The following is a 13,242-nucleotide window of genomic DNA, read 5'->3' on the forward strand; positions in this document are numbered from 1 at the left end:
GATATGGATAGACAAAATTTTACCGTCATCATGCTCGATCTGCTGCTTCTGGAGGTTGGTGCAGAACAGCGTGCAGGTCATCCTTGGGCTCCTGCCTCCCATGAGCGTAGGTAGTCGATCAGTTGTGCTGTCCGGCCCTCACTGACCATCTCTTCGGCTGTTTTATCGTTGAACGTCGACAAGTGCACGCTCCTGAGCCAGTAGATGGCTTTGCCAATGTCAGTTCCTGTGTCCGCGACAGCGCTGAGCACGCGGAGGGTGCTCCGGATGTAGTCCTGGATCCTCTCGGACTCGGGAGCCGTTCTGACGGCGTCAGGGGACACATGGGCGAGGCGGGAAAATGTTTGTTCATCCATGGCAAACACTTCCATGTAAAGCTCTGGAGAAAAGCTCGCACGGCTCTCAGTAGATATACGCTCTATCAGGGCCTGGAAATCCGTCGGAGGAATTTCAATATCGGGTTTGATGGGCATCTGACACTCCGGTATGTCTTAATTTCAACTAAGATTTTTAAGGTTCAATTTAGCATGCGAAAGTCTGTTGCGAATTGATAGGGTATTTCATTCCTGGATGTCTGTTTTTTGTTTTTCTGTGTGCGTTCTGAGTTGAATTTTTTACTTTGAAGGGTACTCTTTTCTGCAGAAGCTTTTGGATGCTCGATATTCAGGAGGTTACATGAATACATTCAATTCGGTGGAAGGGGCGATATGGCGTCCCTACGCACTCTGGCTGACGATTGAGTTGTCCCTGTGGTCCATGGTGGGGTTGCTAGAACTGCCAGAGCCAGCGATATGCTGGGGACTTTTATCTATCGTACCCACTCTGGCTCTCGTCCGGGTGTTGAGGCGGCTTGGTGAACCGCGGAGGGCCGAGCTGATGCTGCTGGTGCTGATGGGGTACTTGGGAGGAGCTATCGGCGCAGCCTGGATTGCCACAGTCGTGGCCCAGTGAAATTCACGGACCGGCGAGTTTCGCATGCTAAATCCGACATGGCTGCCGGATTAGGGCACTGTCTTCCCACTATTAGGTAAAGGACCGAGTAGTGGAGTCTTACGCATGCTGGAACTTGCACTTGCCGATATACATGGTGTTCATCCCGATTTTGCCCGCGTGGAGCGGGAACTTGACCTTGCGCCGATAGAGCTTTCGGATCGGGCGCTGGTGCCTTCATCGCTGATTCACCTGATTAATAGAGTCTACCCGCTGGTGGTGAGTGACCCGGATCGATTTTGCATTGGTCAAACGGCTCTTTATCGCTGGTTGACTGCGTATGCCAGTCCAGAAACACGGGTGTCATGCCTGATATGGCCAGAGAGTCTCACGAAGACCTCCATCCATCAATTGGTACTCGCGGAGCGTTTGGTGGCTCCCGCACTCGCACGTATTACTGCGCAGCAGGTGCGTGATCTTTATACCTATATCACGCCTGCGAATCCCGTATGGCCTCATGGATATCGTAGCCATGCGCATTTGGCCCACCTCGTCGGGATGAAGCCGATCAAGGGCAACAATCACCAGGGCGGTAGGTAACCAGTGAGCAGGAGGAACGAGCTTCTTCGCCTGGCCTCGGAACAGGGCCAATCTCCCCAGGTTATCAGCTCCATCCTCGATACCGTGGATGCCCATCCCGATCTGATTGATCTGCCGCGGATGATGACAGGGCTGCTACGAGTGCTACGTACCGTCGATATCGGCAGGCCCATCCAGCTCCAAGATTGCGACCCACTCGTCTGGCGGGAAGCCTGCGAGTGGCTGATTTCATTGAGAAAACAGTCCGAAATCTTCCGGGATTTGGGCGAGCTGTTCTGGCTAGGAGAGCCCGCTCCCTCCAGAAATCCTGTACTGAACAGGGGAGTCAAGAAGCACGGGTTTCCATATGCCGTGCTTTGGTATCTGCCTCGCGATGTCGAGGGGGCGCGCGACTATGAACGGCTGCTTGCTCAACTGTTGGTCGCGTTTCAGCAACAGCGCTCGGACAATCTATACCAGCAGCGCTACGCCGTATTTCTGGGGCTGCGTCGATTGTGCGAGTTGCGTCATTGCTCGATCCCTCCCGAGCTGAATATCTGGGGGACGGCGGAACATTTCCTGACGAGCTGTCAGCTTTTTTCGCCCAGTGAGTCCAGGTCAGTGGACGCTGAGCTTTTTGCCCCTATCAGCCGATTCGTTCGCTATAGCCATGGCGAAGAACCACCGACCAGATCGGGAGGCGGCAGTGGCCGAGGCCGGCGAAAAAAAACAGACCAACAGGAGCTGAGCCACTTTATCAGCGAGGATCCGAGAGGCTTCGTGCTGGGCGATCCGGAGGACCCTGACCAGTTGCCAGGGCATTACAACATCCTCGCAGAATCAGCGGACTCCCATGAAGGAGAGTTGGCGCCAGACGAACTGAGCCCGCCGGTTGAGATATGGATTCTGGATGATGACGGCAGCGAGCGGCCATACGTTGCGGACAAGCTCAGCCAGCAAGCCGTAGAGGCGCATATCGTGCGCAGTCGGCAATTGTTGCCGTTCTCGTACACCCAGTTCACCTTGGTGGAACTGCGGGATTTGCTGTTCGGTGCCAGTGACCTGTTCGCGTCATGCCAGCAAGAGTTGTCCCAAGCCCAGGATCCCTCGGGGTTACAACTCCGAATGGAGGCCATCCTGCTATTGCATATCAGCCTATGGCTGGGGCAGCCGACAACCCAGGTTGTGCAGTTGACGGTAGTGGAGTGCGAGGAGGATTGCACAGATGGCTTGGCTCTGGTCAAAGGATCACCCGAGCGGTTCAGTGTGATTGTCCGTCGCCCCGACCTAGTTGGCGACGATCGTTGGTTGCCTGCAACGGGTATCCGTCCGTTGCTGTTGCGTATTCTGCTGCCCGATCTTGCCGGAAGCTCCGCACTGATCGGTGCGCTGTTCAGGCATTTCCCGCGTTCATCCAACCAGGTTTTCAGGAGGCAGGCTGCGGAACTGGAAACCGAGGCTAGGGTAGTTCTGGAGCTATTGGGCCGGGGCGATCCTCGCTTCACCCTGACCAAGGTCCGCAATTACCTGTTCCACCAGCTCGTATCGGACACCCACGACGTGGCTGCTGCGTCCATGCTGTCCGGGGTCTGCGTGCCATCTGCTCAAACTCCACGCTACTACCTGCAATTCGACGCCAATCATTTGCGTCGTATCTATGCGGAATCACTGGGGCGTGTACTACGGCAGGTCTATGCCTGTGCCGGGTTGGTGTACGAACCGGTAGAGGTTGGGATTGTTCAGCGCGGAGCGGTGGGGGCGAGCCACTGCCTGCTGCCTGAAACTGTCGTGATGAATGTGAAAGCCCTGGCCGGTGTCCTGCGCAGGAAGCCAGCGGGTCGCCTCAGCGACATGCTGACCTGGCACAACCACTACACCCTGTGGGTTGTACAGATGTTCATGCTGTCGACTGGCTGCCGGGCGATCCGCAACCCTTTGCGATATACCGATGAGTTCGACCTGATACTGGGCATGGGCGCCATGTCTGACAAGGACTCTGATGATCGGCACATGAGCCGGCTGATCTGCATGCCGTCCATGCTGCGGCGCCAGTTAGATCAATACTTCCAGCACTGTCTGGCTCTTACACGATACCTGATCGGCTATCTGCCACATGACGAAGAGGGTAGGTGGTCTCGCGGCTTTTTCCTGTCCTCTAGTGAAAGCGGTATTCGCCGCCTGGAGATCCGGCCTGCCACCATTCACCAACATATGGAGCAGGTATCTGGCTATATCCCGCACCGCATCAATGCCTATCGCAAATTCATCCGAACGGAGCTGGCGGAACGTGGCTGCCCCGCTGAGGTTTTAGCTGCGTATATGGGGCACTGGCTGCGAGGGGAGGAGCCGCAGGACGCATATTCATCGTTCTGTCCGTTGACTTACACAGAGGTAGTCGGTGAGTGGATTACTCGACTGCTGAAAGATCTGGGCTGGTGCGCATTTGGTAGTCCATGGGTGGTGGAGTGAACGTGCCCCGTTTGGACAATCAACAGGTCGAGTATCTATGGGCTGCTGGCGATCATGAGCCGGATTGGAGGCCAGAGCTGCGGGAGCACCTGAAAACGATAGCTGAGGCGTCTGGAGTGCCGCTGGGGCAGTGGTTATTGGGAAAGTGTTCCATGCGCGAGGTGTCGATCGAGCACGTGCGTGAACTGGAGGCGCAGCTTGGTACGAATCACGCGCTACGGAACATGCTGCGCACCATCACCCAACGACTCAGAAGGCAGATTCCAGGGTTCCCATTGGCCCGTATCGCCATTGCCGTCGAACGCCCAGCGAACCCGATCAACCCCGACATCTACACGGCCGAACGACTACGCAGAAGTCGCCAACTGCTCAATGTATTGCAGCAGGGATTGAGGCTGGATCTCGATTCGTTCCGCCCAGAGGAGCGCATCGGCCTGCTATTGATGAGTGCGGCCTATGGTGGCGGCCTGATGGACATTGCTCAACTGAATGCCCTAGTCGAGGTGGCCTCTGAGCGAATCGAGTGGATCGCAGGCGTTCCGGAACTAAGACTGCCCCTCTCCATTCGCGGCAAGGCGCAGGCGGAATACCGGCAATGGTTCCCGGACCCAGCCACGCTGGCTCTGTTGATCCGTTGTTCGAACGATATGCGAGCAATGGGCACTCGATTGAGGCGCAGAGAAACTGTTCTCAGGTGTATTCGAGCGTTTCTCGGAAGGGGGGGCGTACCAAGTCGGGATCTGCCGACCAGCCTGACGGAGCTGCTGGATTTGCTGTGGATGCAGATGCAATTGCGCCTGCCTCAGATTCTGGTGAATTTCGCATGTCGACATGGGTTCGTATCGCAGTCGCTGAGACCATCGTCCTGGGGGGAAATGTTCGGCTATCCAGGCTTGGAAGATCCGGTTGGCACCTATGGAGATAGTGTCAGATCGGACGAGTACGGAGAGGAAAAAAACGATACTCCCAATTGGGTGCTGGATTTGTGTCGGCAGATCCGGGCAAGTGAACCTGTCGAGCTATCGCCAGAGACTGAGGGTCCTGAAGCACTTGAAGTGCTCATCAGAGAGTGGGTTGCCTACCTGGTAGGTGGATCGTCCGTATACGGTCATGATATTGGGCGCAGTAGCATCGCCCGGTACACCCGACTGCTCGGGGAAGCGTTGGCGTCGCAATTGGGTGGCCAGAGTGTTTTCCTGATGGAGCCCGATGCACTGGAGAGTGTCTACGAGACGGTCCTCGATGCCCAGATAACCGATGGCAAGCGCCGCACCTTGGCCAAGGCTATTCATGAGTTCCACGCATTTCTGGGGCGTCGCTTTCACTATCCACCGATCAGCCCTTACTCGGTCCTGGGCATTGGCCGGGATGTGGCTAGCGTTGATGCTCGGATCCTCTCCGAGGACCAATATCAGGCCGTTTTGCGCGCCTTGGACACCTGCGGGCTGGAATTACGGACCCCGCGTCTGGTCACGGCTGCCAAGCTGTTCTTGATCTTGGGATTCCGGTTGGGCCTGCGGCGCAATGAGGCCTTGAAGCTGCGGCTCAGTGATCTACATCTGCCCGAATTATCAAGTGAAGCCAGCGAACGTATTCGCAGGCGTCACCCGGAGATGCAGATTCTCTCCAACCAGGAGCTGGCAGGGTTGGATCTGCCGGTTGACCTGCTTGTACGGCCACATGCACAGCGCGGTCTGAAAACCCAGAACTCGGTTCGGCGGTTACCGCTCCGCCTGTTGTTGGCGCCCGATGAACTCGAACTGTTGATGGGCTGGTACCAGCAACGGCAAGCAGAAGAAAGCCGGGCGCCTTCATCGGAGTTTCTATTCTGCATCCCGGAGCTGAGAACTCAGTGGGTCAGCGAAAGCACCTTATTACCAGCACTTCATGCCTGCATGCGCGCAGTCACAGGTTCCGAGGTTATTCACTACCATCACCTGCGGCATTCCTGCGCCACCTGGCAGATGCTCAAACTGATGGGAACCATTACCGACTCATCGGCGGAGTTGATATTCCGTGATCTGCCCCTGACCACTCGATGGCTCAGCGACAATGCCAGGCAGCGTGAAGCGCTAATATCTGCTCACGGTGGCCCCACGCGGCGTATCGTCCATATCGTCAGTGCTCTGCTCGGTCACGGTAGCCCCAAAACCTCACTGCTGCACTACATCCACAGCCTGCCTCTGGTAATGGCCCAGGCCTGGCAGTGGAACCCCAGGGCCTGGCTTTTCAGCGCGCATAACGTCGCGTCGATTGCCAAGGTCAGCCTGCCTACGATGGATTCCGGTTCCGTCGGCGGTCCAGAACATCTGTTGCGGATCATTGGCCGGATCAAGTCGCTCAAGAAAAAAAGACGGCCTCGACGGGCTGCGGTTTGTTTCGCCGTTCAGCAGGTCGAAAATAACTGGGCGATCGAGCGTATTCGTCGGATCGAGTCGATGCTGGCATACGCATCGTATGCCGAGAGTAGTGGTCGGCAGATCAATCTGGAGTGGCTGGAGTTCGCGACAGAAGAGCGGAGCATGATGCTGGATCGAGCTCAGTATATCCGCGGCCTGACGCAGAGATCTCAACCGGAGGCTGGGGGCAAGCACAGGCTGCGAGCCTCTCTGCAGGCTGAGACGCCATCGCTCATACCAATGCCTCCTCGACATGGTGGAAGAGATGCCGTAGCAGGGTATGCAGAACGTCTCTACGAGTTGCTGGAGGGAGCGGAGAGCGAGCGTGCCAATCGAGCGATAGACGATTTCGCCGAACGCTGTTGGGCAACGGAAACGACGCTGCGTTTTTACCGTGATTGCGACGAGGAGCATGCACGGGACTACCTGTGGCTGCTCACAGCCATCGGCGCTCCCGCCCAATCCATCGAGTTGATTATCTACGACACACGAAAGCCCAGAGCCGCCAAGTCATATTGGCGTCAACAGCTCGGGAATATTCGTCGGCCGATTAGCCAGCATGCGCCCGAAAATCCGGATGCCGAAAATACCCATCTTGGAATTCGGGCCACGCTGGCGCTGGAGGAGGGGCGGCAGCAGAACCGACATTCGGGGGCAGCGCTGCGCTACCTATTCCTGATGGCCTCCATCGACTGGCATTTCCGGACATGAATGGGGCCGGAAGGCTGTTCAGCCCTCCGGATCATTCTGGATTTCCAAGAGATCCTCTACCTGGCAGTTCAGGTACCGGCAGATGGTCTCCAGGTCCTTCAACTCGACCCTCTGCGCGGTCTCGTGATAGAGCCGCGTCAGGGTTCCCCGGTTGATTCCTGTCTCCCGCACTACGTCACTGATCTTCAGCTTCCGCTCCCCCAGTAGGCGGGACAAATGGCACTTAACCATCCTTCTCTCCTGGAAAAATGATCTCCTGGGGATCATTTTGATCTTGCATTGTTCAAAAAAGACGTTATTTTGATCTGCAGGAGATCATTATGTGGCTTTAGAAGTCCATAAGACTCCTCTGCCGCTCAATCTAGCAGAGAGGACATTGCAATGTCTCAAACCTATCTAACAACCGAAGAGCTTGCCACGCGCATGAAGTACGACGTGCGCACTATCCGTAATCGACTGAAGGATTCGGTGCTGCTCGAAGGCATCCATTACTTCCGCCCCTTCGGTGGTCGTAAGATCCTGTTCATCTGGGAAGCTATCGAAGAGGACATGCAGAAGTACTCCCGTACCTCCGGCCTGGTGCCGATGGCTGGTGGAGGCATCTGTCATGGGTAAGATTCGCGCCCGCTCGGACAATCAGAAGTTGTTCTTCGACTTCACCTATCTGGACAAACGCTGTCGTGAGCAGACGATGCTGCCCGACACGCCGGCCAACCGTAGGAAGCTGGAGAAAATCCTCGAGCGCATCGAGGCCGAAATCACTCTTGGGGTCTTTGATTACGCAACTTACTTCCCGCAGAGCAGCAAGGTGGCGGAGTTCAATCGGCTGCAGGCTGGCTGTGCCCAGTTGAGGACACCGCTGTTCAAGGACTTCGCCGAGCGCTGGTTCGACGAAAAGAGGGTGGAGTGGCGCGACACGCACACAAAGACGGTGCGCCTCACACTCGATAAATACCTGCTACCTGAATTCGGCAAGAAAGAGGTCAGCGCCATCACCAAGGCAGAAATCCTGTCCTTCCGCTCGGCACTCGGCAAAGTTCCCGGGCTGAAGGGACAGGCTCTGTCAGCGACGCGAATCAACCACATCATGACGCCATTGCGCATGATCCTTAGTGAGGCAGCTGACCGGTTCGAGTTTACTTCACCGTACCTCAACATCAAATCGCTGAAGGTCCCCAAGACCGATGTGGAGCCCTTCACTCTGGAAGAGGTGCTGCAGATCCTTGGGGCAGTACGTGAAGACTTCCGCAATTACTACACGGTGCGCTTCTTTACCGGCATGCGCACTGCAGAAATCGATGGCCTGCAGTGGAAATACGTCGATTTCCAACGCCGGCAGATTCTGATCCGCGAAAGCTGGGTCGGCGGCAAGCTCGATTACACGAAGAATGACGGCTCGCAGCGCGAGATCGACATGTCGGGGCCGGTTTACCAGGCCCTGCTCGATCAGCAGCAGAAGACCGGTGTCGGGCAGTTCGTCTTCTGCAGTCGGGAGGAGACGCCATTTGCGTACCGCAATATCAACAACCGGGTCTGGTATCCGTTGCTTCGCCACCTGGGGCTGCGCCGACGGCGCCCCTATCAGACCCGCCATACCGCGGCGACCCTGTGGCTAGCCGCGGGTGAAAACCCGGAATGGATCGCCAGGCAGATGGGACATACGACTACAGAGATGCTGTTCCGAGTCTACTCGCGTTATGTCCCCAACCTGACACGGCGCGACGGCAGTGCCTTCGACAACCTTATTCAAGCCAATCTCAAGGCCTGAGGAGTGGCGCCATGAAATTGATCAAGCGCAGCAACGTCACCTTTCTGCACCCATCGATGGAGGCTCGCGAGCACCAGTACCTGAAGCACTTGGCCTCGGCCATGAGCCACTATCTGGAACACCCTCGTGGAACCGAGTTGGTCTGCATCCTCGGCTCCGGCTTCGAGAAGGACAACCGTCAGGCGCTCGACACCTGGGTTGCCTACCACCGCGACGAGGTCTTCGAAAAGCGCTTGGAGGGCCGCAGTCCGCTGGATTTCCTGATCGAAAAACTGGAAGACCTGATCAACAACTGAACCGACGAAGGGGCCGAAAGGCCCCTTCTACTTACGGGCCTCAAACCGATAGAGGAGATGTGCCCGCTCATGGCCAGTGCTCAATCGCCGGGTGTGAAGCAGCATCCCGTTCGCTCGCGTGGCACGGCTTGGGCACAGAATTGGCACAGCCCAAAAAGCGGCCGAAAAATGGTGCTGAGGGCAGTAGTCACTGCAGTTCGCTGGCTGATGCCGGGCGGGAGCTTGGGAGAGGGCCGATCCATGAACAGAATCGGTCGAGACTTTAAGTGAAAGTCTTTTAAATCAGGGAGATATGGCGCACCAGGCGGGATTCGAACCCACGACCCCCGCCTTCGGAGGGCGGTACTCTATCCAGCTGAGCTACTGGTGCGTAAATTTTGCAGCGGCCTATTTGACCACTAGCTTCCGAGTTCCTCAACCCGATGATCACTGCCTTCGGAGGGCAGTACTCTATCCAGCTGAGCTACGGATGCGTATGCCGCGGCTGGCGCGGCAGGCGGCAATCATACGCATCTCGGGCTTGGGCGTCCAATGGCAGTACGCTCGTTCATGATATCGAACGAAAAGTGCCGCTTGTCGGTAGAGGTTCTCCGAAAAGGCTCTGCAATCTGATAGCCTCGTTGGTTTCGTCCAACAAGCTCTTGCCCTTTGTGGTCGAGGGCCCTAGGATTCGTTTGAGATTTCAAACGCCGTCCAATCACAACAACAGGAGACCGGGGACTTGGCATCACAGCAGCCGGCCGCGTGCCTGCGGGATGACATTTTTCCGATGTGCCAACCGCTTGTCCTAAGTGACTTGTCCCTGTGCGGCTTCCGTCGATCAGCGTACCGGAAGGTTGTAGTGGCGGCGTGCTCCTGGTTTCAATCCGGGAATCCGTGCGTGAGCGATTCGAACCAGACGGGGCAATGACCCCGGCCTGCGTTTTTTCGTGTCCGCGTGCCGAGCGAACTAAGAGCCGTTCGCCCGGCGCTCGCCCAATGATGTGGCGGCCATCGCCTCTGGCGCCGGTGATGGCCGATCAGGGCGAATGAACGGTAGAGACCCGTGGTCTCTCCAATCCAGACAACAAGACGGGCGGGGACTCGAGGTAGACCCGCCGTCCACAGGCTTTCCTCGAAAGGAGACAGGTCATGCAACTCAATGATGCCAAGCTGTTCCGCCAACAGGCTTACATTGACGGTTCCTGGGTCGACGCCGACAGCGGCAAGACCATCAACGTGAACAACCCGGCCACCAACGAGATCATCGGTACCGTGCCGAAGATGGGTGCCGCCGAGACCCGTCGCGCTATCGAAGCCGCCGACAAGGCCTTGCCGGCCTGGCGCGCGCTGACCGCCAAGGAGCGCGCCAACAAGCTGCGCAAGTGGTTCGATCTGATGATCGAGAATCAGGACGACCTGGCTCGCCTGATGACCATCGAGCAGGGCAAGCCGCTGGCCGAAGCCAAGGGCGAGATCGCCTACGCCGCCTCCTTCCTCGAGTGGTTCGGTGAAGAAGCCAAGCGCATCTACGGCGACACCATTCCGGGTCACCAGCCGGACAAGCGCATCATCGTGATCAAGCAGCCGATCGGCGTGACTGCGGCCATCACACCGTGGAACTTCCCGTCGGCGATGATCACCCGTAAAGCCGGCCCGGCCTTGGCCGCTGGCTGCACGATGGTCCTCAAGCCCGCCTCGCAGACCCCGTACTCCGCCCTGGCCCTGGCCGAGCTGGCAGAGCGCGCCGGTATTCCGAAGGGCGTGTTCAGCGTCGTCACCGGCAGCGCCGGCGAAGTCGGCGGCGAGCTGACCAGCAACCCGATCGTGCGCAAGCTGACCTTCACCGGCTCGACCGAAATCGGCCGTCAACTGATGGCCGAATGCGCCAAGGACATCAAGAAAGTGTCCCTGGAACTGGGCGGCAACGCGCCGTTCATCGTGTTCGACGATGCCGACCTGGACGCCGCCGTCGACGGCGCGCTGATCTCCAAGTACCGCAACAACGGCCAGACCTGCGTCTGCGCCAACCGCCTGTATGTGCAGGACGGTGTGTACGATGCCTTCGTCGAGAAGCTGAAGGCCGCCGTGGCCAAGCTGAACATCGGCAACGGCCTGGAGCAGGGCGTCACCACCGGTCCGCTGATCGATTCCAAGGCCGTTGCCAAGGTCGAAGAGCACATCGCCGACGCCGTTTCCAAGGGTGCCAAGGTCCTCACTGGCGGCAAGCCGCACGCCCTGGGTGGCACCTTCTTCGAGCCGACCATCCTGGTCGACGTGCCGAAGAATGCCCTGGTGTCCAAGGACGAAACCTTCGGCCCGCTGGCGCCGGTGTTCCGCTTCAAGGACGAGGCCGAAGTCATCGCCATGTCCAACGACACCGAGTTCGGCCTGGCATCCTACTTCTACGCTCGTGACCTCGCTCGCGTATTCCGCGTGGCCGAGCAGCTGGAATATGGCATGGTGGGCATCAATACCGGCCTGATTTCCAACGAAGTGGCGCCGTTCGGCGGCATCAAGGCTTCCGGCCTGGGCCGCGAAGGTTCGAAGTACGGTATCGAGGACTACCTCGAGATCAAGTACCTCTGCCTCGGCGGTATCTGATTTTTCCGTGGGCGTGCGGGTGGCAGGCAAGAGCTGACAGCAACCTTCGCGCCGGCGTTTTCCGGTGGTAGCACCGGACAACCCGTCTGGCGGGCCGCAAGTTCCACGACAGTCGATCATCGTATGCTGTCGCGAGAGGCTTCTCCCCGCTTCCATCCTTTGATCCGGTCGCCCGATGAGCGGCCACTGAGGAAGCTATGAGCAAAACCAACGAATCCCTGCTGCAACGTCGTCAGGCCGCCGTACCGCGCGGTGTAGGCCAGATCCACCCGGTCGTCGCCGAGCGCGCCGAGAACTCCACCGTGTGGGACGTCGAAGGTCGTGAGTACATCGACTTCGCCGGCGGCATTGCCGTACTGAACACCGGTCACCTGCACCCGAAAGTGATCGCTGCCGTTCAGGAACAACTGACCAAGCTGTCCCACACCTGCTTCCAGGTACTGGCCTACGAGCCCTACATCGAGCTGGCCGAAGAAATCGCCAAGCGCGTTCCGGGCAACTTCCCGAAGAAGACCCTGCTGGTCACCTCCGGTTCCGAAGCCGTTGAGAACGCCGTCAAGATCGCTCGCGCCGCTACTGGCCGCGCTGGCGTGATCGCCTTCACCGGCGCCTACCACGGCCGTACCATGATGACCCTGGGCCTGACCGGCAAGGTCGTTCCGTACTCCGCTGGCATGGGCCTGATGCCGGGCGGCATCTTCCGCGCCCTGGCTCCGTGCGAACTGCACGGCGTGAGCGAAGACGATTCCATCGCCAGCATCGAGCGCATCTTCAAGAACGACGCCCAGCCGCGCGACATCGCCGCCATCATCATCGAGCCGGTGCAGGGCGAGGGTGGCTTCTACGTCAACTCCAAGTCCTTCATGCAGCGCCTGCGCGCACTGTGCGACGAGCACGGCATCCTGCTGATCGCTGACGAAGTCCAGACTGGCGCTGGCCGTACCGGCACCTTCTTCGCCACCGAGCAACTGGGTATCGTTCCGGACCTGACCACCTTCGCCAAGTCTGTTGGCGGCGGCTTCCCGATCTCCGGCGTTGCTGGCAAGGCCGAGATCATGGACGCCATCGCTCCGGGCGGCCTGGGCGGCACCTATGCCGGTAGCCCGATCGCTTGCGCCGCGGCCCTGGCCGTGCTGAAAGTGTTCGACGAAGAGAAGCTGCTGGAGCGTTCGCAAGCCGTTGGCGAGCGCCTGAAGGCTGGTCTGCGCGACATCCAGGCCAAGCACAAGGTCATCGGCGACGTTCGCGGCCTGGGTTCGATGATCGCCATCGAGCTGTTCGAAGGCGGTGATACCCACAAGCCGGCTGCAGAGCTGGTGAGCAAGATCGTGGTTCGTGCACGTGAGAAAGGTCTGATCCTGCTCTCCTGCGGTACCTATTACAACGTCATCCGCTTCCTGATGCCGGTAACCATCCCGGATGCCCAGCTGGACAAGGGCCTGGCCATCCTGGCCGAGTGCTTCGACGAGCTGGCCTGAGCCTTGACGGTTCAGCCGCTGTAAGAAAA

At 58.4% G+C, this 13,242-nt stretch carries 11 protein-coding genes and 1 tRNA gene; 9 read left to right on the plus strand and 3 right to left on the minus strand.

The window, feature by feature from the left end; translation table 11 throughout:
• Window positions 1–77 precede the first annotated feature (77 nt).
• Window positions 78–473 carry a hypothetical protein gene (locus tag OU419_RS01530; protein ID WP_034030908.1) on the minus strand — a complete coding sequence of 132 codons (396 nt, stop codon included), beginning with the start codon at window positions 471–473 and terminating at the stop codon, window positions 78–80.
• Window positions 474–675: 202 nt separating this feature from the next.
• Here OU419_RS01530 and OU419_RS01535 point away from each other — a divergent pair, with 202 nt between their 5' ends.
• The 4 genes from OU419_RS01535 (at window position 676) to OU419_RS01550 (ending at window position 7,088) form a co-directional block, all read left to right on the plus strand.
• On the plus strand, window positions 676–951 hold the full coding sequence (locus OU419_RS01535; protein ID WP_034030906.1) for a hypothetical protein: 276 nt from the start codon (window positions 676–678) through the stop codon (window positions 949–951).
• Window positions 952–1,056: 105 nt separating this feature from the next.
• A complete protein-coding gene (locus OU419_RS01540) occupies window positions 1,057–1,530 on the plus strand; it encodes a hypothetical protein (RefSeq protein ID WP_079391657.1) in 474 nt (157 codons plus the stop codon).
• 3 nt (window positions 1,531–1,533) lie between these two features.
• Window positions 1,534–3,978 carry a site-specific integrase gene (locus OU419_RS01545; RefSeq protein ID WP_034030904.1) on the plus strand — a complete coding sequence of 815 codons (2,445 nt, stop codon included), beginning with the start codon at window positions 1,534–1,536 and terminating at the stop codon, window positions 3,976–3,978.
• Window positions 3,963–7,088, plus strand: a complete 3,126-nt coding sequence (locus OU419_RS01550; protein WP_034030902.1) for a site-specific integrase — start codon at window positions 3,963–3,965, stop codon at window positions 7,086–7,088. Before OU419_RS01545 ends, OU419_RS01550 begins: the two co-directional genes overlap by 16 nt.
• 18 nt (window positions 7,089–7,106) lie before the next feature.
• Here the strand turns inward: OU419_RS01550 and OU419_RS01555 are convergent, their stop codons facing one another.
• Window positions 7,107–7,319, minus strand: a complete 213-nt coding sequence (locus OU419_RS01555; protein WP_012703419.1) for a helix-turn-helix domain-containing protein — start codon at window positions 7,317–7,319, stop codon at window positions 7,107–7,109.
• Window positions 7,320–7,469: 150 nt separating this feature from the next.
• On the opposite strand from OU419_RS01555, the gene OU419_RS01560 reads away from it, so the two are divergent.
• From OU419_RS01560 to OU419_RS01570, 3 genes are read left to right on the plus strand one after another with little or no spacing between them, the layout of a single operon-like run.
• A complete protein-coding gene (locus tag OU419_RS01560; protein WP_012703418.1) occupies window positions 7,470–7,703 on the plus strand; it encodes a hypothetical protein in 234 nt (77 codons plus the stop codon).
• The gene (locus OU419_RS01565) at window positions 7,696–8,856 is read left to right on the plus strand and encodes an Arm DNA-binding domain-containing protein (protein ID WP_034030900.1); all 1,161 of its coding nucleotides are present in this window, start codon (window positions 7,696–7,698) and stop codon (window positions 8,854–8,856) included. The genes OU419_RS01560 and OU419_RS01565 overlap by 8 nt, the downstream gene beginning before the upstream one ends.
• 11 nt (window positions 8,857–8,867) lie before the next feature.
• A complete protein-coding gene (locus OU419_RS01570; protein ID WP_034030899.1) occupies window positions 8,868–9,152 on the plus strand; it encodes a hypothetical protein in 285 nt (94 codons plus the stop codon).
• 293 nt (window positions 9,153–9,445) lie between these two features.
• On the opposite strand, the gene OU419_RS01575 is transcribed toward OU419_RS01570, so the two are convergent.
• Window positions 9,446–9,522, minus strand: a tRNA-Arg gene (locus OU419_RS01575).
• Between the two features lie 761 nt (window positions 9,523–10,283).
• On the opposite strand from OU419_RS01575, the gene gabD reads away from it, so the two are divergent.
• Window positions 10,284–11,735, plus strand: a complete 1,452-nt coding sequence (gabD, locus tag OU419_RS01580) for an NADP-dependent succinate-semialdehyde dehydrogenase (RefSeq protein WP_254469948.1) — start codon at window positions 10,284–10,286, stop codon at window positions 11,733–11,735.
• 197 nt (window positions 11,736–11,932) lie between these two features.
• Entirely contained in the window at window positions 11,933–13,213 is a 1,281-nt protein-coding gene (gene gabT, locus OU419_RS01585; RefSeq protein WP_254469949.1) for a 4-aminobutyrate--2-oxoglutarate transaminase, read from the plus strand.
• The last annotated feature ends 29 nt before the right edge of the window (window positions 13,214–13,242 follow it).

The sequence above is a fragment of the Pseudomonas triclosanedens genome, from assembly GCF_026686735.1.
GTDB classification, from domain to species: Bacteria; Pseudomonadota; Gammaproteobacteria; order Pseudomonadales; family Pseudomonadaceae; genus Pseudomonas; species Pseudomonas triclosanedens.